This is a genomic window from Shewanella sp. 5_MG-2023 (assembly GCF_030547465.1).
Taxonomy (GTDB): Bacteria; Pseudomonadota; Gammaproteobacteria; order Enterobacterales; family Shewanellaceae; genus Shewanella.
This window is the reverse complement of record NZ_JAUORC010000002.1, coordinates 111,096-137,352: the sequence shown is the minus strand read 5'-3', so window position 1 is coordinate 137,352 and position 26,257 is coordinate 111,096. Positions and strand designations below refer to the sequence as shown.

Here is a 26,257-nt window from a genome sequence, read left to right as displayed (position 1 = left end):
AAAGGTCAAAATACAGCCACCAAACCGCCTCAAGGTTAATGAGATGTATACTTTATTGTGCTGCAAATACAGTTAGCATGTGCCATTAAAGTAAAACCAACCCTAGAAGCAAAGAAGTCTAGACGTCTAGATTGACACTAATTTGTAGATCTCCTATGCTGACTATCATTGCACAAGCTATCATCATTGAAACTGAAATAACATGGATTGCTAAAGTAACTCGCAGCCTATTGGTGCAGCACCAATAACCATCAATGAATTGAATAAGATAATAAGAGAGACTCACTTGACCACACAAACACAAAAATCGGCCACCAGCCCAGCCTCCTTTGTTGCTTTACTGCCACTATTTGCTTTTTTAGCCTTATTTATTGGCGCTGGGGTTTACTTTCAAAGCCAAGGTGTAGACTTTGCTTTTTATCAGTTACCTAGTGTTATCGCGATTTTACCGGCGATTATCTTGGCGTTATTACTGTCTAAGCAAAAATTAAATCAATCCATTGATACTTTCATTGCCGGTATTGGTCACAGCAATATTATTGCTATGTGTCTGATTTATCTATTGGCAGGCGCCTTTGCCTCTGTCGCTAAAGCGACTGGTGGTGTTGATGCTACGGTTGCGCTGGGCTTATCAATGATCCCATCGAACTTATTATTACCCGGCTTTTTTGTTATTGCTGCCTTCATTGCTACCGCGATGGGCACCTCAATGGGTACCATTGCAGCGGTAGCACCGATTGCATTAGGCGTTGCTGATCAAGCGCAAATTGATTATGCATTAATGGCTGGCGCAGTATTATCTGGTGCATTATTTGGTGATAACTTATCTATTATTTCTGATACCACCATTGCCTCAACCCGTACTCAGGGCTGTGAAATGAAAGACAAGTTCCGTGAGAACTTAATTTTCTCGCTGCCAGCATCAGCAATTGCCTTAGTGTTATTTGCTATAGCGGGTCAGGGACAAGCTGACATTGCCGCCCAAGAAATTGACTTCATTAACGTTATTCCTTACCTAACGATATTATTTTTAGCAGTATCAGGGGTTAATGTGTTTGTGGTACTAACCGTAGGCATACTGCTAGCTGGCGCTACAGGCCTGTTCACTATGGATTATAGTGCGGTCCAATTTGGTCAAGATATCTATGCTGGTTTCACCAACATGCAAGAAATCTTCATTCTATCTATGCTTGTTGGCGGTTTAGCTGCGCTGATGACACAACAAGGCGGTTTAACCTTTGTAAGCCAGAAGATTGAATCTTTGATTGCCCGCTTCTCTAAAGCCAAAGGTGACGCATCACCCCGCGCTGCTGAACTAGGTATGGCAGGTATGGTTGCAGCAACCAATGTGTGTGTCGCTAACAATACGGTATCGATTGTGGTTGTCGGTGACATTGCCAAAGACTTAGCCAGCAAGCATGGCGTTGCACCTAAGCGCGCGGCGAGTGTTTTAGATATCTTTGCTTGTATCATTCAAGGGTTAATTCCCCATGGCGCTCAAGCACTATTGATAGCATCAACCTTTGCCATTAGCCCATTAGCTGCTATTTCACACGCTTGGTATTGTATGATTTTAGCTGTGGTTGCTATTTCAATTGTGATATTGCGTAAACGCGCTTAATTCACTGTCAAACCAACGGCATAAAACCTGAGAACAACCGACTTAATGATGGTTGAACTCAGGTTTTATTTTATATAAAAGAGCGGTTTAAAAGTGTTAGTCTAAAGTTAACATTTGCATATCAAACAACCCATGAGCCAATCAATTCAGTTTAATAAACATTACGATTTATATTTAATGATTATTTTCATGTCTTTAGCGACTGCTGTAATTAGTGGCCTTGGCATTGGGGCGGCGTTAATTGCTGAAGTGTCTCGTTTGGGTATTAACCCACTGAGCATTAGAGCTGATACCTTAGGTGACTATATGAGTTCACCGTTAGCCATTGTTTACAATATGTCATTAGTCATTGCTGGAATGTGTTTAATACTGGCTATGTCAGCGCGCTACTTTGTCTTTGAAGATGGCTACAGCCGAGGTATTACCGTCACTGGCGCTACCTTAGGCGTATTAATTGTACTCATTGGTATCTTTCCAATTAACTTTTTAGAGCAACACCGTCTGTTTTCAACCGGTTATCTCATTTGCACCTTTTTGCTGCATTGTTTTTGCTTTATGGAATACTTTCGCAAGCGTAGCGCTTTAACCAGTCCATTATTCGCTCTAAATATTATTGGGTTAATATTTTCAATAATATTGATGTCTTTGCTTAACTGGTCGACATTAGATTTTGATCCATGTAGCCATGCTACCAGTGACATTTGTTGGATGTCCTTGGTGATGTGGGTACTAACTCAAACCAATATTTTGTGGTGTATGGTGTTAGCCATTGATATGAAAAACCGTATTAAGCAGCAACATCACCTTGCCAACTTATCGCTTGTAGGAAACTAATTTTGGCCAATAATGTGCGCTTAGAGCAGTATTTAGCTCACTGCGGAGTCTGCTCAAGGCGCCAAGCCCAAAGGCTTATTGCCGCAGGTAGAGTGTGCTTTAATGGTCAAATCGCCTCAGCGTTAGATCGCGTCAGCCCCAATGTGGTAAACCCCAATATTTTACTAGACGGTGAAACTATTGCGCCACTAGAGAGCAAACAATATTGGCTATATCACAAACCCGTGGGCATTGATTGCCGCTTATTACCTGAGTTAGCCTCCAGTTTAATCCATCACTTACCCGCTTCACCCCGGCTGTACCCTGCAGGAAGATTAGATAAGGACTCGCGCGGATTATTACTACTGACAAATGATGGCGCGCTAACTCATCGACTGATGCATCCTGATTTTGGCCATGAAAAAGTCTATCAAGTCACGGTAAATAAACCACTTAAAAATGATTTTGCCGCGTTAATGAGTGCAGGAGTCAGCTATCGAGATGTGACCACTAAACCTTGTAAGGTCTCTGTCATTGACGAGTGCCAATTTGAGATAACGTTAACCCAAGGGCTTAATCGACAAATTCGCAGAATGTCCCAAGCGCTGGGCTATCACGTTGTTGATTTGCTAAGAGTGAGCATGATGAATTGTCAGCTTGCTCAGTTGCCAGAAACAAAAATGCGGCCCCTAGAGGCCGCAGAATTAGTCACACTGCAGCAGCTACTTAAGTTGTAGCTGCTTATCAATTATTTTACGATGTCCATTTCTTCAAGTAAGTTGTCAGCATTATCTAAATACTTCATCACCCACAGCATGTAACGGCTATCCACTTGGATTGAGCGGTTAGTTTGAGGATCATAACCCCAGTCACCAATGATGCTTTCGTAAACGCCATCAAACAGTAAACCCACTAATTCAGCGCGGCCATTCAAAGTTGGAGAACCTGAGTTACCACCAGTGGTATCTAAAGTCGATAAGAAGTTAACCGGTACAGAATCGATTGATTTCATGTAGAAATCGCCGTACTGCTTTTGCTTAATAAGCTCAAGTTGCTTAGTCGGTGCATCAAATGGAGCTGCACCAGTATCTTTCGCAACAATACCTTCAAGACGAGTAAACGGCGCCGCCACTAAACCATCTTGGGGCGAGTATCCTTTTACGTTACCAATCGTGACTCGTAAGCTTGAGTTAGCATCAGCGTAAACCGGTTTACCTAGCTCACGATTATAGGCAATGACCGCATCCATATACTGTGGACGCACTTTCATTAAGTCTCCAGCAAGTTGTTTTTGCGCTTGTTCGCGTTGCATTTTTTCATCAAAGGTCATCACCGCATATTGAATAAACGGATCTTTCGACTGATTAAACTCAGCTACCGACTTATTCATCCAAGCTAAGCGGACGTCTTTATCTGACAGTGTGGTATTGGCATACATGCTATCAAGGGTTTTCATTAGCTTGGCTTCATCGAAGTTTTTACCAATCGAGAAAGCCTTATCAAAATCAGCTAAACGCTCAGAGGTTGGCAAAGCGGCATAACGCTTGAGTAAGTCTGCTAACATGGCTTTATCAACGCTGGCAGCATAACGACGGTCAATACGCTCCATACTTGAGGTAAACTGAGTCATATCGCGTTCTTGATAGCCAGGCTCACGCTGCATATCCGGTAACGCTTTTTCATGAGCTAAACGATATAGGCGCTCAGCGGTGTTCTTCATGGTTGAATAACCCATGTAACTCAGCAGTAAGTCACGTTCTTGGCCTTGTTGGTCTAAGGCAATTAACTTATCTAACTGAGCTAATGTTTCACCATATTTCGCCTGACGCTTGCTATCTTTGCTAATCCACTTAGCTAATTTTTGCTCTAAACTTTTACGCTCATCTAACATGGTAGATTTACCGTAAAACTCAATCATCGAAGTAAAGTTTTTAGCGTAATTGGCTAATCCTGCAATTGAGCTTTCATATTTAATTCGCTCATCACTGCCTTCTGGGGCTGTGTCTTTGATGATTTCAATTAAACGTTCACGCAACACTTTACCTTGCGGATAAGCCCACTCAAATTGGTTTTCGACTTCATTCGCAATGCGATAACGGTTAGTACGGCCGGGGTAACCTGCCACCATAACAAAGTCCCCTTCGCTTACGCCTTTTGCAGACACTTTAAGAAAGCTTTTAGGCTCGTATGGGACATTATCTTTACTGAAATCGGCAGGCTTACCATCTTTACCGACGTAAGCACGGTAGAATGAAAAATCGCCAGTGTGACGTGGCCACATCCAGTTATCGATATCGCCGCCATATTTACCCACACTGGCTGCAGGATTATAAGTTAGGCGAACATCGCGGATTTCCATCTGTTTAACTAAGTAATACTCAAGACCGCCATGAAAACTATAAACCTTACAGCGGTAACCATCTTGCGCTTCACACTCTGCGACTAATGATTTCTCTTTTTGCTCAATGCCTTTGTAAAAGTCATTACCAGTTTTGCTCATTTCACCGTCTTTTATTTTAGCGGTGACATCAGTAACAGCTTCAGTAACATAAATACGTGAACCCGGTGTAGCAGGTAATTCTTCTGCATAAGTTTTAGCTAAAAAACCATCTTGTAACAGGTTGTTCTCTGGGGTTGAGTTGTACTGAATAGCGCCATAAGCACAATGATGATTAGTAACAACCAAGCCTTTAGGCGACACAAATGATGCTGTGCAGCCACCTAGGCTAATCACGGCATTCATTGGAAATTCGGTTAATTTTGAAATCGATTTGGCATCAATCTCCAATCCTTTTGCTTTAAGCTCATCAGCCATTGCAGGTAGCTGATAAGGCTGCCACATTCCTTCGTCTGCTTGGCTGGCAAATGTTGCCAAAATTGCAGCGCTTAATAACCATGTTTTCATTATTATTCCATTTTTAATAAAAGAGCCCCAAATTGCCTGTATTTTAATGCGGTCACAATGTCATATTGAAGCAACAATGTTCAGATTTAAGGCATAAAAAAGTCAGGCGGATAGCCTGACTTTATCATATTGTTTCTACAAAGAAATAGTCTTTGAAAAATGCCGTTACAAAGCTTATCGACAACACAGCTTCATTTATTGGCTTTTTTAGCTTAAAGCCACCATCAACTGAGCAACCACAATCAACAAACCTAATAGACCTGCGATAGCTAAGGCAAGCTTGCCACCACACACTTCATAGCCACCTAATTGTTGCTTACGCAGTTTTAATGCCATGACTATCGGCAAGAAGATAATCATAACCACTAACGGTATGGCCGCAAAGCCGAGCACTTGGAAAAAGCCATCAGGGTAATATAAAGCACATAATAGTGGCGGCACGAAAGTGACTAACCAAGTTTTAGCACGGCCAGCTTTATCATCTTTTGCTCGGGTTAACTCGGCAACATAGTCAAACAAGCTCATGGTAACGCCTAAGAAAGAAGTCACGAGTGCAAGATTGGCAAATAAATCAATAAACTGACTGACAACCGCTGAGTTAGCTACAGCTTGTAATGCATTAACTAGCGCAGGTAATGACCCTGCAAAACCATTTACCGTTTCACCGCCTAAGGTACCTAAAGTGACCAAAATCCATAAGATATAGCAAACTAACGGGATAGTAGAGCCAATCAATAGCACTTTTCTTAACGAAACGGCATCACCTTCTAGGTAGCGCACAATCGTCGCAATACACACATGGAAACCAAATGAGGTAAATACCACAGGAATAGCCGCTAACCATAAATGGTCAAGCTTATCGCCTTCGGCGACATTGGCTGAAAAATTACTTAATGATGCCACAAGGTTTACTTCAGGTAGCAAAAATGCCACCACTAGAACCAATAACACGATCATCGCGGTAAATAACACCCGAGATACTTTATCAATCCACTTCACGCCAACGGCAATTAGGCCACCAAATACTAACGTAAATAGCAGTACTGACACTTGGTTATTTAAATCGACACCTAATAATGGCTCTAAGCGAGATTCAAGTAGCGATGATCCGCCCATTAGATACACCATGGTCAGGGCAAATAACAAACTTAAAAACGATCCGCCTTGAATAAGTTGACCAACCTTGCCTAAGGTTTTGCCTGTAATGGCGTGGACGTTATCACCCACACCAGTACGTAAGTTAATTTCTAACATTAATAAAGAGGTATAAGCTGATAATCCCCAGATAACTACCAGCAATAAAATCGCAGGCATAATACCTAACGCTGCGGTAGCAAGTGGTAAAGCTAACATCCCCCCACCAATAGCAGTTCCTGCAACAATGGCGATTGAGCCAAGTATTTTTAAGTTCAAAACATGAGTCCCGTATGGTTTTTATTTATTGGTCGTTTTACCAAGTCTTATTGATATGGTCGAATTCGACAGTAGCAGAAGGAGATTATCACTAGCAAGAGACTTAGGCATTTAAAGGCCTACACGCGCGTTAATAAACAATTACGCAACATATTGATAATTACTTTAACGCAAGGATTTTGCAATGGTGTAGCATTACAACCATACAAGAGGATTTTGAGGCTAGCAAACAATTTGAAGAGCGATATTAATTGAGTAATCACATATAAAACTACCCATCAACAAATGAAATGATGAGTAAACTGACTATGCAGGTAAACCAGAACAAGATAAATAAAAAAGGAAGACCTAAGTCTTCCTTTTACATAGTTAACAACAGGTATTTACTTATCTAATACCTTAACAATCAAATTAGCGACCATTATGCTTCCAAAAGTGTTTTGATGCGTTGACCATAATCGCTATCAGCTTTTAAGAAATGCTCAACCATTCTCAATTGCACATCTTCACTTGCTTGGCTCAATGTACCAGCAATGGTTTCAACTAAACGCTGCTTTTCTTCTTCACTAAAGATGCGGTACAAATTACCCGCCTGAGTATAGTCATCTTGGTCATAACGGCTATATCTTGCAGCCTCGCCATCAAGTCTTAGTGGCGGCTCAATAAATTGAGACGGCTCTTGAAGTGCTGCCGGAGCAGTGCTTGGGCCGTAATTGGCACTTGAATCTGCACCTGTTTGACTGCCGTTATATGGGCATTGTGTCCCTGCCATAGCCCCTGCACGTTGATGATGGTTAGCTTTAGCGGCATGAGGACAATTTACCGGTAATTGGTTGTAATTAGTTCCAATACGATAACGCTGAGCATCTGCATAAGAGAACAAGCGTGCTTGCAACATTTTATCAGGTGAAGCGCCGACACCAGGAACCAAGTTACTTGGTGCTAATGCAACTTGCTCAACTTCAGCAAAGTAGTTGTCTGGCATACGATTTAACTCAAGTTCGCCAATTTCAATTAATGGATAATCTGCATGTGGCCATACTTTGGTTAAATCGAATGGGTTTATTGCATAATCATTGGCGTCTGCTTCAGGCATTATCTGCACTTTTACAGCCCACTTAGGGAAGTTACCATCGGCGATAGCTGCCACCATGTCACGTTGTGACGAGTCCGGATCAATACCTTTTAAAATATCAGCTTGCTCTGCAGTTAAGTTCACTACACCTTGCTGTGATTTAAAGTGGAACTTGACCCAGTAACGCTCACCTTCGGCATTCCATAATGAGAAAGTATGTGAACCATAGCCGTGCATTTGACGGTAATTAGCTGGGATACCGCGATCTGACATTAAAATAGTCACTTGATGCATGGCTTCTGGGTTTAATGACCAGAAATCCCACATTGCTTGCGGATCTTTCAAATTAGTCTGCGGGTTACGCTTTTGGGTATGAATAAAGTCAGGGAATTTAATGCCGTCACGTAAGAAGAATGTCGGAGTGTTATTCCCCACAATGTCATGATTACCGCGGGCAGTATAAAAACGTAAACCAAAACCACGAGGATCACGCTCTGCATCGGCGCTACCCATCTCGCCGCCAACAGTTGAGAAGCGAATGAAGGTCTCAGTTTGCTTGCCCACACCATTAAAGTGATCAGCCAAGGTGAAATCACTTAGGTCTTTAGTTAAGGTAAAAGTACCATAAACACCGGTACCTTTTGCATGTACTACTCGCTCAGGAATACGCTCACGGTTAAAGTGGGCTAATTTTTCAATTAAGTGCCAATCTTGTAATAATAATGGACCACGCTCACCTGCTGATAATGAATTTTGGTCATCAGCTATTGGGGCACCATTTTGGCTAGTTAAGTAATTGTTATTATCCATTTGTTACTCCTGATTTGCGGCATCTAGCCACTGCTCAATTAAATCAAATACTGTCGCCACGATATTTCTCCTGGCTGCGTTTCATTGAAATCATAATAACCGCAGCGAAAATAAAGTTAAAACGATTAAGATGAATTGCTGCAATCTATTTTTACGATTCACTAGCAAAAAAAATGGCGAAGCATTCGCCTCACCATTTAATGATATTTAAATACAATTGAGTCATTACTGATCTCACACCAAATTAAGTGTAAATATTGCATCAATAGTTTACAAGCTGATTACCTGTGCAACTAGAAGGCAACTATATACGTAGATAAAACGACAAACTTAAAGGGTTTATTCTGATCTAGTTTCAGGTTCTTTATACAGTTTTATTAAATAATAAATATCAATCAATACAATAAAAAAATTCACTAATGCCACTGGGATGGCATCTATCGCCAAACCATAAGCGACAAAAAGCGCTGCACCAATAAGGTTCCACCAGCGTAATTTTTTTATATTAGCCATCATCAATGAAATAGCCACCACGGCAGAGGCTAAATAACCCACCCATTCCCATACTGTTGCAGCTTCCATTTATGATTCCTTTTAAGGGGTTTGACTTTATTCAGTGTAGTTAATAATTGCCTATTAAGCGCTGACTTTTCTAGCTACTACAGCCGCAGTCATCCGAGAAATACAACATAACTCACCTGCAGAATTATTGATTAGCACTTCCCATACCGAGCTACGTTTACCAATATGCACCGCTCTTGCCGTCGCAATTAACTCACCATTTCGTGACGCTTTTAAGTGATTGGCATTAATTTCTTGGCCAACACAATAAAAATGCTTAAAGTCGACCACAAAGTTAGCCGCATAACTGGCAACGGTTTCGGCCAGTGCCACATTCGCGCCGCCATGAACTATGCCTAAAGGGTTATGTACTGAGGGATTAGCTGGCATAGTCGCCACCATATAATCTGCGCCAATTTCAGTAATTTTAATACCAAGGGTTTTCATTAATGTGCCCTTTCCATGGAGCCCACTATCCATTTTAGCGCAATCTTCAAGGGTGACTTCTCTAAACCAAATACTCATTTATCAACTTCCAGTAATACGTAATTAATTCAGTCTACTGCCAAGCTATTTAACTTTAAAGGATTTCCATAAAAAAGGGATGGCAGCTGCCATCCCTTTTTAAACTTCGTTTTAATTTTTTAGGTTAACACTACTAAAAAATAGCTACGATTGGGTCTGAACATAATGTTGTGTCTGTTTCACAGATTTTATAAGTCACCTCTGCTGGTGCATTAGTGAAACGATCTCGGTAACGGCCATCATTCGACGTTGTTGATACCATTACATCATCACGGTAAATATTAACACTTTCACCGTTTGCACCGCTCCATGATAAGTCCACCGCCGCACTACCACGACGTGAAACCATAGTACGTGTAACTGCAGCGTCTATGCTGTAATCAAATACTTCGATATCCATAGCAGTTGTATCAGTTAAACCTTCACTGTCTGTTACCACCAATGTCACAGAGTAAATTCCACCTGCCGCATAAGCGTATGTAGGATTCATATCTGAAGAGGTAGAACCGTCACCAAAGCTCCATTCATAGCTAACAATGTCATCATTAACGTCTGAACTTAAGTCGGTAAAATCAACCGTTAAGCCATCAATAGCATATTCAAAGCCTGCCACCGGTGCTGTAGGACTCGCATCCCCCAGAGCCGATAAAAGTAAGCCCCAATGATTTAATGAGCCACTATCTCCACCCGCTAAATCACTAACAGTTAATGTCCAAGTACCCAATGCTATTTCACCATTGAATTGCTCAGTTGCCCATGTCTGTACAATATCATCAGCACTGCCACCAGTTTGATTGTGCAACATAGCTTCTGTGCCATTTGGTGATGTTAGTGTTACGACTAAATCTCCTATCCATGTATGGGTAATATCAACATTCACATCAAGGCCAAAGATTTGTAATTCATCCCCGATTTCAATGGTGCTGGTGATAGTAGTATTATCCGAAATATCCACAGGAGTATCATTGCTATAACCAAAATCATTCAATCCCGCAGGATAGACTTCTAGGCTAACAGCTTTACTTTTCGAAGTGATGCCGTCATCAGCATGAACGGTAATGACATAATCTCCCCAAATAGCAGACTCAAGCGTCGCAACATCAAGCGTAAAACTGTCACCGACTACTGCAGTGTTAGCAGAAAGACTAATGCCTTCTAATGCTGGTGATACATCAAATGACAGCGCGACTTGATCATCCCAACCAGCAATACTGCCCAGACTAAAGTCATAACTAACGGCACTGCCAGCTTCAACTGATTGTGAAGATGGCGTGACACTTAACGCAAATGATGGATCTGGATCTGCATCTGCCAGTGCGTTTGCGACATTTAAACGTGTTCCAGCCACTGTTAGGCCAGTCAATGCTGCATTAGCATCACCAGAATCCATTAGTAACTGCTTCATAGTGACAGGGTCAATATCAGGTGCTATTGACCACACAAGTGCTGCAGCGCCGGTGATATGTGGTGTAGCCATTGAAGTACCTGAATAGGTACCATAACTATTTCCAGGAAGGGTTGATAAAATCGCAGAACCAGGCGCGCCCATATCGACACTTGTTAATCCCCATTGAGAAAAACTAGACATATCGTCATTGTGATCGGTACTGGCAATCGACAAAACAACATCAGAGTCATAACTTGATGGATAGTGTGGATTTGCATCATTATCAACAGCGCTATTACCTGCTGCTGCAACAAATAAAATTCCTTCATCACCAGCCGATTCAATAGAATCTTTTAATGCTTGGCTAAATCCGCCGCCGCCCCAAGAATTATTGGTCGCTTTAACATCAACACCATGGTTCACTTTTAAATTAGTGAAATAATCAATACAAGCTATCGCAGCTTCTGTAGAGCCTGTTCCACTATCACTTAAAAATTTACAACCAATGATAGTGACATCCCAGTTAACCCCAACAACACCTACGCCATCATTACCTTGTGCGCCAATAGTTCCTGAGACATGGGTACCATGACCATTGCCATCCATTGGATCACCAGTTCCGGTAATAGCGTTAAAGCCGTTAACATCATCAATGACACCATTGTTATCATCATCAATACCATTTCCGGGTATTTCATTAGGGTTAACCCAAAGGTTTGCAACTAGATCTGGATGATTATAATCAACACCAGTATCAATTACGCCAATAACCACATTTTCACTACCTGTAGTAGTGTCCCAAGCGGTAACGGCATCGATATCAGCACCAGAAACACCACCAGTTTGACCGGTATTATTTAAGCCCCATAACTCCACGAAATTTGGATCGTCTGGCATACCAATTGCCGTATAAGTATAATTAGGTTCGGCATATTTTACTGCTGGATGCTTACTAATTAACTTAATTGCACTTTCAACATTACTACCGCTTTTAAGTGATAACTTAGCCAATCGTCCAGATAATAGGTATTTAAACTTATCATCTATACCATCAGCATTTTTATCTGTGACTGTTCCTGCGACTAGATTTTGCGCTGACAACCGTTCAAAGATTGACACATTTTCTTTATAAACAACGAGAATTTCATCTTTTTTATACTTTACACTTTCTTGAGCAATAACAGGGCTTGCGTTTAACGCAAATAGAGATGTTACTGCTAATGCAATTGGGGACATTTTGTTAATCATGATGTGGCTTCCTATCTTCCATTAATAATTCCCGGAACCGGTAATGCAGCACCTGTAGCTTTTCCATTAGCTATTTTTAAAAGCGAGTTGATTTTCCACGAAGTGAAACCCGGAATTTGTTGTTGCCATCAAATTGTTGCCACAAGCTGTATAACAATAAAAGGACTGAAACTTTAATTAGTAAGTAACTACTAGGCTTATTCGACTAGTCAATATTAGTGGTAAGCGAAAACAGCCAAATATAAGCATGATATTCAGTAACTTAAACCTTTGTAGTACTAAAGGTTTAATCTTAACCCCCTAAAAAAACTAACCTTTTATACGATTGAGAAAAATCAATGGGCACCGTAAGTTAATCTTGTAACGCGCTGCATCAGCAGAATCATTTGAAATTCTACCAACCTAAAACCAAACAGTTTTAGGGTTAATAATCATAAACTTAAAAGCAAACCCTGCTCTTAAGTTATTGGTGTTTATTGAGGGTTTATAGTGCTTCAAATACTGTTAGATCTTTAAAAGTTCACGCTGAAGTTACTTCTTGATCGCATATTAGTACTCAGTTACCTAAAGCTAAATTATGCACTTTGGCGACACAATGAGTTAACTAGGAAGCGAAATACTTTATCAAACGATTATTTTCTAATCATCAGATAAATCTATATTTAAACAGGGAGCGTAGAATGAAATCGCAAAAGAAATTATCGTTAGTATCACTTGCTATTGCAGCAAGCTTAGCATTACCCGTTTCAGCAGCAGGGCTTTCATTACCAGAGGTGACAGCTGCAGAGAAATCGGCATTCGCTTCGAATACTAACGCAACAGTAACTCAAACGGGCATGGAGCAGGATGCCACAGTAAGCCAAACTGGCACGCGTCATATTTCAACCGTGACACAAATTGGTGATTTACAGTTTGCCGAGGTAACCCAGCAAGGGGACTGGCAAGAATCTTATATTAGCTCTGAAGGTAATGGAAACTCTGTCATTACTAACCAGGTTGATGATTGGCATATTTCAAACGTTGGCATCATAGGTGACCAAAACCAAGTTACTATTCAGCAGGCTGACTTTTATAACACTAGTGACGTATCGCTAACGGGTAATAGTAACACTGCTGATGTTATTCAAGATGGAGCTCAAAACGAAAGTATCATCGAAGTTATTGGTAATGAAAACGCTGCAGAAGTAACCCAGTACGGTGCGATTAACTTAGCGGTATTCGCTGTTGAAGGTAATAGTAATAGTGCAACCATAATGCAAGATGGTGTAAATAACCAAGCAGGTATCGTTTCCGATTCAGGCAGCCTAAATGCTGGCGATGGTAATGAACTATTTGTAAACCAACTTGGTGATAACAACTTTGGTGCTGCTTTAGGTGTATTTGGTGATAATAATACATTCGATTTTAGCCAAACAGGCGATGATAACACTGCTGTAGTAGCAAGCTTATCAGGCTCTTTAAATGATATTACTATCGACCAAACTGGCATTAATAACGGCGCAACAATAGAGTTTTCTTTTGGAGACGATAATGACGTTACTATTAGTCAAGATGGTTTTGGTAACCAAGTGGGCGGCGCTAATATTGCTATTTTAAATGGCTCGCTTAACGATATTGAAGTCGTACAAACTGGTGATGCCAATTTAACTGAGTTTATTGTTTATGGTGATGAGAATGTTATATCTGTAGATCAAAGTGGTGCAGATAACTACACTGCTTTTGTAGCTGATGGCTTCTATAATGAGGTCACTATCACTTCTTCAGGTGAACTTAACTTTGCATATTCAGAAACCGTTGGAGATAACAATACAGTTGATATGAGCCAAACAGGCAATGATAACGAAGCCGTTATTTCAAATGTCGGTTCAAATCAGACTGTTGATATCAGCCAAGAAGGTGATTTTAACTTAACTGATATAGTCGCCTTTGGTGATGACCACTCAATTACCGTTTCTCAGCTAGGCGACGGTAACTGGGTTGGTGGAGATGATGGTTACTTTGCAATTGATGGTACTATGAATACATTAAATGTAACCCAAATTGGTAATGATAATACGGTTACAGGCATGCAAATTGGCACTAATGATATTGCCACTGTAGTCCAAACCGGAAACTTTAATTCTGCAGCAATTTACCAGAATTAATTTATAGAAAATTTTCTTACTGAATATAGGGAGCACATTGCTCCCTATATATTTACTTTAATATCTCCTCCACTGGCAAAGCTTATTGTTTTCATTACGTTAAGCTAATTCTGTGCAATTTTATGACATAAGCTCATAAATTAATTTTACACGATGAAATAATTGCCGAAACAAACAAAAAAACCAGTTACAACTAGCAACTGGCTTAATAACATCTCTAAATTATTTTAAAGCGGGTAAATAACCTAAGTTAAGCGAACTCAAAATGGGCTTGATAAGTTTGTGCCCAACGCAGTAACTCGACCCGATTGCGAGATTGGGTTTTCCTAAAGATGGAAGAGATATGTGCCTTTACCGTGTGCTCACTAATGCAAAGCCTGTGGGCTATTTCTTTATTCCTTGCACCGCTTGAAACTAGCTGAATAATGGTTCTTTCACGATTAGTGAGCATTTGCAGCATTGCGATAGTATCTGGGGGGATTTCTGTATTAGCATCAAGTTTTTGTACTAGTCGGCGGAAAATTTTGCTAATTAGCGGTCGATCATACCAAAGCTCATCAGCTACCATTTTACGTAACCCGGTCAACATTAAATCCATACGTTGGTCGGCATAAAGTAAGCCTCTTACACCTAACAATAGTGCAGACTCCTGATCTAACGAGCCCCGTTCAACTTGATATAAAGCGACAGGGACATGATTAACTAGCCGTGATACCAACAGCGGAATGCCTTTGCTATCCAGCGCGGCCCCCTTTTGGGCGATCAAATAGAAACAATTAGTATTATGTTCTACTTCAAGTTCACTAGGGTGTTTCACTACCCTGGTTTTTAACCCTATCGACTCAGCTAAAATAGCCAAGTTGCAAGGCGCTGCAACCTGGTGTAAGAAGACTAATTCATCAATATTCGAATTCATCACTTTTCTCCCTGAAAAGTATTCTGTATCTCTCGGCTATACGAGTTTCTTCCTGAAACATTGATAACATAATAACAACATAATGCAATAATAGTACATTTTAACTAGCCCATAAGGCATTTTAACTAGTCTATAAAGTATTTCTGCAATACTTAAGTACTCATTAATAGATTAAGTGCTCGCAAACCAAGCCGTTACCAAAAATAAAACAAGTAAAAATAAACTTAACAGTCACAAGATCTATAAATGTAGCTGATTAAAGTGATGCTAACTGCTTATTATGTACCTTTGTGAGCAAGACTAATGCACTAATACCACCTATAAGTGCCATAAACATATCTGACTGTGTATCCCACACATAGCCTTGAGTGCCTAAAAACGCCTCCGCATTCTCACCTGTTGCAGCTGCAACCCACCACTCAATAAGTTCGTAAAAAGCAGAAAATGCCAATACAAAACAAACTGATAGAAACTGACACCAATAGCCCGGTTGTAAGACGTGATTTCTTAGCATCACCTCTCTTGCCAGTATGACCGGAATAAACCCCTGAGCAAGATGGCCGATTTTGTCATAATTATTACGTTCGCTACCCATCACATCAGCCAACCAATCAAACAGTGGTACTTCGGCATAGGTATATTTAGCTCCGACCATGAGCACGCAGCAATGTAACAAAATCAATAAGTAAGCTAAGGGTGTTAGGGGGAATTTATTACGGGTAAAAAATAAGATGGGTAAGGCGATTAATGCTGGCAGTGCTTCTAACCACCAAGTAAACATATCTTTAGGTGAACTCACCGACCAAACGAGCACGACAGCAAAAATAACCACCCATATAACTTTCTTATTCACTATACATTCCCTTTAGATGATATTGTTCTAAACCAAGATCACAGTCTTTAGCCATCTAGCCCTCTACAATGGCAATAAATAATGCTATTTTGGTTGCGCATTAATGTCAGCATAACATAAGCATAACTATTGATAAGAGGGTACCCACACCATGGCAAAACACTCGCTTGACAAGGATAAGATTAAAATCCTGCTGTTGGAGGGCGTCCACCAAACTGCAGTCGATGTACTTAAGCGTGCAGGTTATACCAATATTGAATATCACAAAGCTTCCCTTCCTGAAGACCAGTTGCTGCGCTCAATTAAAGATGCTCACTTTGTCGGCCTGCGCTCGCGCACCCAATTAACCGCTGAAGTGTTGAACCATGCTGAAAAACTAGTCGCGATTGGCTGTTTCTGTATTGGTACTAACCAAGTTGATATTGCCGCTGCTGAGAAGTTAGGCGTACCCGTTTTTAATGCGCCATTCTCAAACACTCGCAGTGTTGCTGAGCTAGTGTTAGGTGAGATCATCATGCTGATGCGCGGTATTCCTCAGCGTAACGCCCTTGCCCACCGTGGCGGTTGGTTAAAAAGTGCCAATGGTAGCTATGAAGTGCGCGGTAAAACCTTAGGGGTCATTGGTTACGGCCATATAGGTACTCAGCTGGGTATTTTGGCTGAAACCCTCGGTATGCGGGTGGTATTTTTCGATATTGAAGACAAGTTGCCACTGGGTAATGCCAGCCAAATCCATTCAATGGAAACACTATTGAATGAAGCAGACGTTATCAGCTTGCATGTACCAGAAACTGCGCAAACTAAAAATATGATTGGTGCGACAGAGTTTGAACAAATGCGTTCAAAAAGCTTTTTTATCAATGCATCACGGGGCACTGTGGTTGATATTGATGCGCTTTCTGATGCCCTAAAGTCAGGCCATATTGCAGGCGCTGCAATTGATGTATTCCCAGTTGAGCCTAAGTCAAATGATGACGAATTTATTAGCCCACTACGTGGACAAGATAACGTCATTATTACCCCGCATATTGGTGGTAGTACTGCTGAAGCTCAAGAAAATATCGGTATTGAAGTCGCGGGTAAGCTGGCTAAATATTCTGATAATGGCTCAACTGTGTCTGCGGTTAACTTCCCTGAAGTGTCATTGCCACAACATAAAGGCACCTCGCGCTTATTGCATGTTCACCACAACCGTCCAGGTGTGTTGATTAAAATTAACCAAGCGTTTTCAGAAAAAGGCATTAACATTGCTGCGCAATATCTACAAACGACTGCAGATATTGGTTACGTGGTCATGGAAGTCAATTCAAACCAAGCCGAACAAGCGCTGGGCGAGTTAAAAGCAATTGAAGGTACTATTCGTACCCGCGTATTGTTTTAATTCAAGCTAAGTCGGTGAACGATTTAACCTTAGGCTTATCTCGCAGTTAAATTGTGAATTAAAGCTATCTTCAATTAATTGAAGATAGCTTTTTCTTTTGAGCCTCACTGAATTCCGTTACACTCAAAGCTTATCTTTGTTGCTCACCTTAGGGATCATTTTATGACACTCGCAACCACACAGCCAAACTGGGGTTACTTAACTTCAACGCCCGACTTACTGGTTTCAAACTTAAGCCACTTAGGTTTAATTGAAGTGACCGGTGAGCAAGGTAAAACCTTTATTCACGGCCAAGTCACTACCGATATCGTATCGCTGACAGAAACTCAGTGGCGCTGGGGCGCCCATTGCGATCCTAAGGGTAAGATGATTGCTAGCTTTAGAACCTACACAATTGCTGAAAGCCTTTTTATTTTAATGCCAGCATCAGTATTACCGCTAAGTTTGGCCTCATGGCAGAAATATGCGGTGTTCAGTAAAGCGGAATTAACTGATGTCACTGCTAAGCAAGTTATTTTAGGCTTTGCTGGTACGAAGGCTGCAGAGTTTATTGAGCAGCAATTTGGACGGATTGAACATGAAGTTACTCACGCTGAAGGCGCTATTATTTTAAAAGATGCTGAGCGCTTCATAGTGATTACATCAGCTGAAAAAGCGCAGCAATTAGTCACAGCTTCAAATCAACCACTATCTAGCCACCAAGCTTGGCAAGCATTAGAAATTCAAGCCGGTTACGCCAATATTGACGACAACCACAGCAGTGAGTTTGTACCACAAATGTGTAATATACAGGCGGTAAACGGTATTAGTTTTGAAAAAGGCTGCTACATGGGCCAAGAAACCATTGCCAGAATGAAGTACCGCGGTGGTAATAAACGCGCCCTGTATATTCTATCCGGTAGTGCCTCTGAAACTGTCAGCAGTGAAACTCAAATTGAAATTGCCTCAGAAGATGGCTTTCTTCGAGCGGGTAAAGTTATCGAAGCGGTTGAATTTAATGGCCAAGTGCTATTAACCGCAGTATTGGCTAACGATACGCCAAATGATGCAAAACTAAGAGTAAAAAATGACAACCAAAGTGAGCTAGTGGTGAAGCCGCTACCTTATTCGTTAGAAGATTAACTTAAACGGTTATATGGGTTAAAGCCAACAAAGGCTGCTAACCGTAACATTAAATAAAGGCTGATGGATGAGGTTACTTCTCATTCTTCAGCCTTTTTTATTATTTCAAAATCAACATATAAACGGGTTATTTCAATGAAAAGTCGATCTAAGTAATTTTATTTGTCGTATGATGATGTAATTACAAGTAATACCAGAGACGCTAATGACAGCAGTGATCACCCAACTATCGCAAGTATCCAAAGGCTTTAACGATGGCGATAGACTCCATCAGGTGCTTAACTGTGTCGATTTATCCCTGCATCGTGGTGATACCATTGCGCTAACCGGCCCCAGCGGCACGGGCAAAAGCACCCTACTTAATATCATTGCCGGTTTTGAGAAAATTGATTCTGGTCAGTTACAACTCATGAACCAACAAGCAGCGCAGTGGCAAGATAGTCAATGGAGCCAGTTTAGGCGCGCCCAACTTGGTATTGTCTTCCAACAATTCAACTTACTCACCCCGCTTAATGTTATCGATAATATCCGTTTTGTATTACAGCTTAATAATCAAAAGTGGAGTGATTGGGGCGATGAGCTTATTACGCAGCTTGGGATTAGTGACATTTTAACAAGACCTGTTGAAACCTTATCGGGTGGTCAGCAGCAACGCGTTGCCATTGCCAGAGCGTTAATCCACAAACCGGCATTATTACTAGCAGACGAGCCAACCGGTAATTTAGATGAAGCTGCAGGTCAGCAAGTAATGGAGCTAATGTGCCAGCTTACCATGGCTGCAAATACCACGGTGTTGATGGTAACCCACAGTGAAACCTGTGCGGGCTATATGAAACGCAGGTGGCATTTAGAAAAAGGCCATATTCATGAGTAATCAGGCTCAAGACATCACTGTCAAACAATGGCTGTTGTCACTAAAAATCTTCTTTGCCCACTACCGCCATTCGCCATTACAAGCTGGTGCCATTCTTCTCGGTATCCTCCTCGCAGTCACCTTGCTAATAGGCGTCAAGTCTACCAATGAAAATGCAGTAAGAAGTTACAGCGAAGCCACCGAACTATTAAGTCAACGGGCAAGCTTGTTGATCACCCCAGCCGCAGGGCAACAACTCATTAATGAGCAGGTCTATTTCCGATTGCGTCAAAGCGGGATCAGTAATGCTTTAGCTGTGATTAATGGCCTTGCAGTCGACGATAAAGGGCGGCGCTGGCAAATTCAAGGCAGCGATTTATTTGCTGCAGTTAACTTACAAAACCATTCATCTGAAGCTCAAACGAATACCAACAGCAAAACGCCCATTAATATTCCACTGGATAAGCTATTAGCAGGCAGCAATGTGTTGTTAATGAGCCAATCCCTAGCGGATAACATAGCAAAAGACGGGTGGTTTTATTTACAAAACCCACAAGATAAAGCCGCTAACACTATCAAGCTCGAAGTGATCAGTGTCGATGATGATTATGGCTTAGGTAATGCCATTGTCGCTGATATCTCTTTAGCGCAAATCCTATTAGACCAACCCAATAAGCTGTCTTATATTGCTTTGTTTGATCCTGCTGAGCCACTGATTGAGCAAATCAATAGTCAAAATCTATTACAGCAACAGGCGAGTATTACAGAACAAGATCAAGGCCAGGCGCTACAAGAGCTTACCCGTAGTTTTCACTTAAACCTTAACGCCATGAGTATGCTGGCTTTTGTGGTAGGGCTATTTATCGCTTATAACGGCGTGCGCTACAGTTTGATGAAGCGGCAAAAATTATTAGTACAATTACTGCAATTAGGGATTAATAAGCATAATGTGATGCTAGCACTGGTCGCTGAGCTCATTGTGCTGGTGATCATTGGTGCAAGCTTAGGCTTTATTCTGGGGCTGCAACTCAGCGTCTGGCTACAACCTATGGTCGCCATGACACTAGAGCAGCTTTATGGCGCTCGGCTAATGCCCGGCAACTGGCAATGGCAGTGGTTTGCCCAAGCCATAGTGTTAACCTTGTTTGCCGGTTTACTCGCCTGCCTGCCACTGTATCGACAATTAACGCAACAACCCCTAGCCCGAGCTGGCACCAAACATAATCAAGCAAGCAGTTTGCTGGTCACACAACGCTGGTTGTTTGCCATCGCGATAGTGGCATTAACCATTTGCGCTGCACTGTTTCCGTTTACTGAGCAATATCAATTTAGCCTCGCACTGATGGGGATTGTTATTGTCGCTATCCCACTATTGCTGCCATTAACACTGCATTATGTCAGTAGTAGTTTGGCTAAGTATTTTCCGGCAGGATTATGGCAATACATGATGGCAGAAACCAAAGAGTTAATCGGGCCGTTATCGTTAGCCATGATGGCGATGCTATTGGCGCTAACCGCGAACATTTCGATGAATACCCTAGTGGGCAGTTTTGAAGTCACCTTAAAAACCTGGCTTGAAAGCCGCCTTCATGCAGATTTATACATGCGCCCGTCAAGCGAAAACATCACTGATATTGCGTCTTTCTTAGAGAAGCAGCCTAAGGTCACTGGTATATATTCACAGTGGACAGTAAATAGCAGTTATCAAAATATGCCCGTTGAACTTGTGAGTCGCGATTTGTATTCAACTAAGATTGTCAGTTCGCTAAAACAGCAATCAGATGACTTCTGGGCTGAATTTACTCAGGGTAATCAGTTGATGATAAGTGAGCCCATTGCGATTAAATACAAGTTACAAATTGGCGATAGCTTTACATTGCCAATCATGTCAGCAAAAACGAATCAACACCCCGTGACCATTGGCGCTATCTTCTTTGATTATGGTAACCCTAAGGGTCAGGTCGTAATTGGTAATACACTATGGCAACAATTACAATTGCCTAAACAAGCTAAAAGTATCGCTGCCAGCTATGATGGCGATATAAACGAGCTTGAACAATCACTCGTTAATAGCAAGCTAATTTCAACAGCGCAAATGTATAACCAAGCCAAAATTAAGCAGCAAGCCATAGCCATGTTTAAGCAAACCTTTTCTATCACCATGGTGCTCAATAGCCTCACCTTAATGGTGGCTGCCATTGGATTATTCAGTGCATGCTTAATGCTAACCCAAGCCAGACAAGCACCACTAGCCAAACTATATGCCCTTGGGGTGAGCAAAGCACGCTTGCGATTTATGATGTTCATTCAAATGCAGTTTATTGTATTACTCACCTGTTTAGTGGCGCTGCCAACAGGTGCTGTACTGGGTTACTTACTTATCAACAAAGTCACTTTACAAGCCTTTGGTTGGAGTATTGCCATGCTATGGGATTGGCAAGCTTATGCCCGAGTGGTGTTAATTGCGCTGTCTACCAGCGCCGTTGCCATCGCGATCCCACTTTACTGGCAAACCCGTAAATCACTTATTCATAACCTTCAGCAAGAGGCTTTATAATGTATAACGCCCCGATAGCCAGCGCCAACATAAAGCGACAGATTGACCCAGTGCTAAAGCTACGACAGTCAGCTTTTATCGCAATATGGTTACTGTTAGCTTGTCTGAGCCAAATGGGTTGTCAGCCTAATTCAACAGCAGAGTCAGATAACAAAGCCAGTATGGGCAGCCTATTAACGCAAGACGCTGACAGCCTTGAGCAATACGCCAAAGTACTGCCAGATCATCAACTCAATTTCCCGCGAGATCATTTAAGCCATGATAAATTTAGGCAAGAGTGGTGGTATTTAACGGCCAATATGACCACTGAGGCGGGTGAAGAGCTAGGGCTTCAATGGACTCAATTCAGAATTGCGCTGTCTGCTGCTGATACTGCCGCGCCAAACAACTGGGCTACTAATCAAATGTTTATGTCACACGCTGCATTAACCTCAGCATCCAAGCATCAAGCCAAAGAGAAATGGTCTCGCGCCCATCCACAACTGGCTCATGTTAGCTCTAACCCTCTCACCATCGCGTTAGATGATTGGCAGTGGCGCAGTGAAACAAATGCGTTATTTCCGGCAAATTTAACGGTTAACACTGAAAAATTTGGCTACCAATTATCATTAACTAGTAACGCGCCAATGAACCTACAAGGCGATAACGGCTACAGTATTAAAAGCCCTAACGGCGAAGTTGCTTCTTACTATTACAGCCAGCCTTTTATTGATTTAACAGGTTCTATTAACCGTGATGGTAAAACTGAAATAGTCACAGGAAAGGCTTGGCTTGATAGGGAGTGGAGCTCGCAATTCCTTACTAAAAGCCAGCAAGGCTGGGACTGGTTTTCTATTCGCCTAGATGATGGCTCTGCGCTAATGCTTTTTCAACTAAGAAACAGTAATAGTGAGGCCTTTTTTAGTGCCCGCAGAATGTTTTTCGACGGTAACGGCAGAAATATTAATAGTAAGTCACACCCAAACGACATAAAAGTTACCCCGCTTAGCTGGCAACAAACTGACAGTGGTCGCTATCCAATTAGTTGGCAGGTTAGCATTACTAGCGAAGATATTGATGTCACCGTTAAAGCACTTAACCCCAACAGTGATATGCCACTGACAATCTCTTATTGGGAAGGCCCGATCAGCGTATCAGGCAGTCATTCTGGTAATGGATATATGGAGCTAACGGGCTATTAGCACCATTGATGTTCAAAGTTAATTTTGCCTCTTCCTCGCTTTTTAAAGCCTATAGAAGCTTCTACTTCTATAGGACGGATTTATCTATATCTGTCCTATACTTTTACCATTAACTATCAATAATCCGTAAGAATTAAATTTACATTTGCTAATTAAGTAATTGAGCAAATTGAAAAATGTGCTTTAGATCACACTTACTAGTGTGATCTACAGCAATAAACAGCCCGTATACTCAGTCTGGGGTATACCCATGAAAAATGCGCGGTTTAGACTCAATGATAGTTAAGTTTTTTGTTAATAAAAACCTTGGTAAATAAAAACAAAGATAGTTTTAAAAATACTGTCTACATACATTTAAGAGTGAGGAAACACCATGAGCATAAGCCGTCGCGAGTTTCTAAAAGCCAATGCAGCTACCGCAGCCGCTTCGGCAGTTGGACTTGCTTTACCAATAAAAATGGTTCAAGCAGAAGAGCAGTCTGCAGAAATAAAATGGGACAAAGCCCCTTGTCGTTTCTGTGGTGTGGGTTGTAGTGTTTTAGTGGGTACCAAAGGTGGCAAAGTTGTTGCGACTCAGGGCGACCCAGAAAGCCCAGTCAACAAAGGTCTTAACTGTGTTAAGGGCTACTTCCTCTCTAAAATTATGTACGGCAAAGACCGCCTTACGTCGCCATTATTAAGAATGAAAGATGGCAAGTATGACAAAGAAGGTGAATTTACCCCAGTAAGCTGGGATGTTGCCCTTGATACCATGGCTGACAAGTGGAAAGCCAGTATTGCCAAAAAAGGCCCTACATCGGTAGGTATGTTTGGCTCGGGCCAATGGACTATCTGGGAAGGCTACGCGGCATCTAAATTACACAAAGCGGGCTTCCTTACCAACAACATCGATCCTAATGCCCGTCACTGTATGGCATCTGCGGTAGGTGGATTCATGCGTACCTTTGGTATTGATGAGCCAATGGGTAGCTATGATGACTTCGAAGCTGCAGATCACTTCGTGCTTTGGGGCGCCAATATGGCAGAAATGCACCCTATTCTATGGTCACGCTTAACTGACCGTCGTTTAAGCCATGAAGGCAGTAAAGTCCATGTGTTATCGACATTTGAAAACCGCAGCTTCGAACTTGCCGACAACCCTATGGTATTTAAGCCGCAATCTGACTTAGTTATCTTGAACTTCATTGCCAATTATATCATCCAAAACGATGCGGTTAATAAAGACTTCGTCAGCAAGCATACTAACTTCGCAGAAGGTGTGACTGATATCGGTTACGGTCTTCGCCCTGAGCATCCTCTAGAGCAGAAAGCGAAAAACCCAGGTAACGGCAAATCTAAGCCTATCTCTTTTGAAGAATACGCAAAATTTGTCAGTACTTATACTGCTGAATACGCATCTGAAATGAGTGGCGTACCAGTTGAAAACCTTATCGAAATGGCAAAAGCGTATGCTGATCCTAACATCAAGATCATGAGCTTATGGACTATGGGTATTAACCAACATACTCGTGGTGTGTGGGCAAACAACATGCTTTATAACATTCACTTGTTAACAGGTAAAATTGCCACGCCAGGTAACAGCCCGTTCTCATTAACAGGTCAACCTTCAGCTTGTGGTACAGCACGTGAAGTGGGTACTTTCTCGCATCGTTTGCCTGCAGACATGGTTGTAGCAAACCCTAAACATCGCGCAATCACTGAAAAGTTATGGCAGCTACCTGAAGGCACGATTCCGCCAAAACCTGGCTACCATGCTGTACTTCAAAGCCGTATGCTGAAAGATGGCAAACTAAACTGTTACTGGACTATGTGCACCAATAACATGCAAGCAGGTCCAAACATTAACGATGAAATTTACCCAGGTTTCCGCAACCCAGAAAACTTCATTGTGGTATCAGACCCATACCCAACAGTGACAGCAACAGCTGCTGACTTGATTCTTCCTACTGCGATGTGGGTAGAAAAAGAAGGTGCTTACGGTAACGCTGAGCGCCGTACTCATATGTGGCATCAACAAGTTAAAGCCCCTGAAGGCGCTAAGTCTGACTTATGGCAGCTTGTTGAGTTCTCTAAGCGCTTCAAAGTTTCTGAAGTTTGGCCTGCAGAGTTAATTGCTAAAAAGCCTGAGTATGCAGAAAAAACCTTATATGACATCTTATTTGCTAACGGTGTCGTTGATAAATTCCCGTCATCAGAGTGTAAAGGTGACTACAACGATGAAAACGATGCATTCGGCTTCTACCTGCAAAAAGGGTTATTTGAAGAGTATGCTCAATTTGGTCGTGGACACGGTCATGATTTAGATGCATTTGACAACTATCATGAAAACCGCGGTAAACGCTGGCCTGTAGTCAATGGTACCGAAACGGTTCGTCGTTTCGTTGAAGGAAGCGATCCATACGTTAAAGCTGGTGAAGGTTATAACTTCTACGGTAAGCCTGATGGACGCGCGGTTATTTTTGCACTGCCATTTGAGCCCGCTGCTGAAGAGCCAAATGAAGAGTTTGACCTATGGATGTCTACAGGTCGCGTACTTGAGCATTGGCATACAGCAAGTATGACAGCTCGTGTACCAGAGCTGCATAAGTCTTACCCTGATGCACAGGTATTCATGCACCCTAAAGACGCGAGTAGTCGTGGCCTGAAAAATGGTGATGAAGTGAAAGTGATTTCTCCACGTGGTGAAGTGAAAACGCGTGTTGAAACTAAAGGCCGTAACAAGCCACCTGTCGGCGTGGTGTTTATGCCATTCTTTGATGCTAGACAGCTGGTCAACAAATTATTACTTGATGCTACTGATCCGTTATCGAAAGAAACAGATTTCAAGAAGTGTCCAGTGAAGATTGTTAAAGCCTAATTTGACTTACAGTGATGCTGAAAACAAATTTAGCA

The 26,257-nt window shown here is 41.8% G+C and carries 18 protein-coding genes; 10 read left to right on the top strand and 8 right to left on the bottom strand.

Translation table 11 applies throughout. The features are described 5' to 3' along the window. Positions 1 to 271: 271 nt before the first annotated feature. The 3 genes from Q4557_RS01515 to Q4557_RS01505 all read left to right on the top strand — a co-directional run bounded on the left by Q4557_RS01515 (position 272) and on the right by Q4557_RS01505 (position 3,171). On the top strand, positions 272 to 1,621 hold the full coding sequence (locus Q4557_RS01515; protein ID WP_102438594.1) for a Na+/H+ antiporter NhaC family protein: 1,350 nt from the start codon (positions 272 to 274) through the stop codon (positions 1,619 to 1,621). 189 nt (positions 1,622 to 1,810) lie between these two features. Next, positions 1,811 to 2,455 (top strand): hypothetical protein, encoded by a 645-nt coding sequence (locus Q4557_RS01510; RefSeq protein WP_133149374.1) that lies wholly within the window; start codon positions 1,811 to 1,813, stop codon positions 2,453 to 2,455. A gap of 2 nt (positions 2,456 to 2,457) precedes the next feature. Beyond that, positions 2,458 to 3,171 (top strand): pseudouridine synthase, encoded by a 714-nt coding sequence (locus tag Q4557_RS01505; protein WP_303410274.1) that lies wholly within the window; start codon positions 2,458 to 2,460, stop codon positions 3,169 to 3,171. An 11-nt stretch (positions 3,172 to 3,182) separates the two neighbouring features. Here the strand turns inward: Q4557_RS01505 and Q4557_RS01500 are convergent, their stop codons facing one another. The 6 genes from Q4557_RS01500 to Q4557_RS01475 all read right to left on the bottom strand — a co-directional run bounded on the left by Q4557_RS01500 (position 3,183) and on the right by Q4557_RS01475 (position 12,358). After that, a complete protein-coding gene (locus Q4557_RS01500) occupies positions 3,183 to 5,339 on the bottom strand; it encodes a S46 family peptidase (protein ID WP_102438577.1) in 2,157 nt (718 codons plus the stop codon). A gap of 207 nt (positions 5,340 to 5,546) precedes the next feature. Beyond that, positions 5,547 to 6,752, bottom strand: coding sequence for an amino acid permease (locus Q4557_RS01495; RefSeq protein ID WP_303410271.1), 1,206 nt, complete (start codon positions 6,750 to 6,752; stop codon positions 5,547 to 5,549). A gap of 421 nt (positions 6,753 to 7,173) precedes the next feature. Further along, a complete protein-coding gene (katB, locus tag Q4557_RS01490; protein WP_303410269.1) occupies positions 7,174 to 8,637 on the bottom strand; it encodes a catalase KatB in 1,464 nt (487 codons plus the stop codon). A 339-nt stretch (positions 8,638 to 8,976) separates the two neighbouring features. Further along, positions 8,977 to 9,219: a YgjV family protein gene (locus tag Q4557_RS01485; RefSeq protein WP_303410267.1), complete on the bottom strand. Its 243-nt coding sequence runs from the start codon at positions 9,217 to 9,219 to the stop codon at positions 8,977 to 8,979. A gap of 54 nt (positions 9,220 to 9,273) precedes the next feature. Beyond that, entirely contained in the window at positions 9,274 to 9,723 is a 450-nt protein-coding gene (locus tag Q4557_RS01480; protein WP_102436759.1) for a PaaI family thioesterase, read from the bottom strand. A 133-nt stretch (positions 9,724 to 9,856) separates the two neighbouring features. After that, positions 9,857 to 12,358, bottom strand: a complete 2,502-nt coding sequence (locus Q4557_RS01475; protein WP_102519416.1) for a S8 family serine peptidase — start codon at positions 12,356 to 12,358, stop codon at positions 9,857 to 9,859. A gap of 680 nt (positions 12,359 to 13,038) precedes the next feature. Here Q4557_RS01475 and Q4557_RS01470 point away from each other — a divergent pair. Then, complete coding sequence (locus tag Q4557_RS01470; protein ID WP_102519417.1) at positions 13,039 to 14,502, top strand: curlin; 1,464 nt, start codon at positions 13,039 to 13,041, stop codon at positions 14,500 to 14,502. Between the two features lie 250 nt (positions 14,503 to 14,752). Here the strand turns inward: Q4557_RS01470 and Q4557_RS01465 are convergent, their stop codons facing one another. Both Q4557_RS01465 and Q4557_RS01460 read right to left on the bottom strand, forming a co-directional pair. After that, positions 14,753 to 15,418, bottom strand: a complete 666-nt coding sequence (locus tag Q4557_RS01465; protein ID WP_102436757.1) for a response regulator transcription factor — start codon at positions 15,416 to 15,418, stop codon at positions 14,753 to 14,755. Positions 15,419 to 15,674: 256 nt separating this feature from the next. After that, a complete protein-coding gene (locus Q4557_RS01460) occupies positions 15,675 to 16,271 on the bottom strand; it encodes a DUF2238 domain-containing protein (protein ID WP_102436755.1) in 597 nt (198 codons plus the stop codon). Between the two features lie 151 nt (positions 16,272 to 16,422). On the opposite strand from Q4557_RS01460, the gene serA reads away from it, so the two are divergent. The 6 genes from serA (at position 16,423) to napA (ending at position 26,222) form a co-directional block, all read left to right on the top strand. Continuing rightward, the gene (serA, locus tag Q4557_RS01455) at positions 16,423 to 17,652 is read left to right on the top strand and encodes a phosphoglycerate dehydrogenase (RefSeq protein WP_102436753.1); all 1,230 of its coding nucleotides are present in this window, start codon (positions 16,423 to 16,425) and stop codon (positions 17,650 to 17,652) included. A gap of 162 nt (positions 17,653 to 17,814) precedes the next feature. Then, positions 17,815 to 18,774, top strand: a complete 960-nt coding sequence (gene ygfZ, locus Q4557_RS01450; RefSeq protein ID WP_303410258.1) for a tRNA-modifying protein YgfZ — start codon at positions 17,815 to 17,817, stop codon at positions 18,772 to 18,774. Between the two features lie 205 nt (positions 18,775 to 18,979). Beyond that, on the top strand, positions 18,980 to 19,648 hold the full coding sequence (locus tag Q4557_RS01445) for an ABC transporter ATP-binding protein (RefSeq protein WP_102436749.1): 669 nt from the start codon (positions 18,980 to 18,982) through the stop codon (positions 19,646 to 19,648). Beyond that, positions 19,641 to 22,184, top strand: a complete 2,544-nt coding sequence (locus Q4557_RS01440; protein ID WP_102436747.1) for an ABC transporter permease — start codon at positions 19,641 to 19,643, stop codon at positions 22,182 to 22,184. The genes Q4557_RS01445 and Q4557_RS01440 overlap by 8 nt, the downstream gene beginning before the upstream one ends. A 113-nt stretch (positions 22,185 to 22,297) precedes the next feature. Then, on the top strand, positions 22,298 to 23,365 hold the full coding sequence (locus Q4557_RS01435) for a lipocalin-like domain-containing protein (RefSeq protein ID WP_303410353.1): 1,068 nt from the start codon (positions 22,298 to 22,300) through the stop codon (positions 23,363 to 23,365). A 373-nt stretch (positions 23,366 to 23,738) separates the two neighbouring features. Further along, complete coding sequence (gene napA, locus Q4557_RS01430; RefSeq protein ID WP_102436745.1) at positions 23,739 to 26,222, top strand: nitrate reductase catalytic subunit NapA; 2,484 nt, start codon at positions 23,739 to 23,741, stop codon at positions 26,220 to 26,222. The last annotated feature ends 35 nt before the right edge of the window (positions 26,223 to 26,257 follow it).

Coding starts and splice junctions, on each gene's coding strand:
- Q4557_RS01510 (WP_133149374.1), top strand. CDS start 1,811: ATGTCTTTAGCGACTGCTGTAATTAGTGGCCTTGGCATTGGGGCGGCG.
- Q4557_RS01500 (WP_102438577.1), bottom strand. CDS start 5,339: ATGAAAACATGGTTATTAAGCGCTGCAATTTTGGCAACATTTGCCAGC.
- katB (WP_303410269.1), bottom strand. CDS start 8,637: ATGGATAATAACAATTACTTAACTAGCCAAAATGGTGCCCCAATAGCT.
- Q4557_RS01485 (WP_303410267.1), bottom strand. CDS start 9,219: ATGGAAGCTGCAACAGTATGGGAATGGGTGGGTTATTTAGCCTCTGCC.
- Q4557_RS01480 (WP_102436759.1), bottom strand. CDS start 9,723: ATGAGTATTTGGTTTAGAGAAGTCACCCTTGAAGATTGCGCTAAAATG.
- Q4557_RS01475 (WP_102519416.1), bottom strand. CDS start 12,358: ATGATTAACAAAATGTCCCCAATTGCATTAGCAGTAACATCTCTATTT.
- Q4557_RS01470 (WP_102519417.1), top strand. CDS start 13,039: ATGAAATCGCAAAAGAAATTATCGTTAGTATCACTTGCTATTGCAGCA.
- Q4557_RS01465 (WP_102436757.1), bottom strand. CDS start 15,418: ATGAATTCGAATATTGATGAATTAGTCTTCTTACACCAGGTTGCAGCG.
- serA (WP_102436753.1), top strand. CDS start 16,423: ATGGCAAAACACTCGCTTGACAAGGATAAGATTAAAATCCTGCTGTTG.
- ygfZ (WP_303410258.1), top strand. CDS start 17,815: ATGACACTCGCAACCACACAGCCAAACTGGGGTTACTTAACTTCAACG.
- Q4557_RS01445 (WP_102436749.1), top strand. CDS start 18,980: ATGACAGCAGTGATCACCCAACTATCGCAAGTATCCAAAGGCTTTAAC.
- Q4557_RS01440 (WP_102436747.1), top strand. CDS start 19,641: ATGAGTAATCAGGCTCAAGACATCACTGTCAAACAATGGCTGTTGTCA.
- Q4557_RS01435 (WP_303410353.1), top strand. CDS start 22,298: ATGGGTTGTCAGCCTAATTCAACAGCAGAGTCAGATAACAAAGCCAGT.
- napA (WP_102436745.1), top strand. CDS start 23,739: ATGAGCATAAGCCGTCGCGAGTTTCTAAAAGCCAATGCAGCTACCGCA.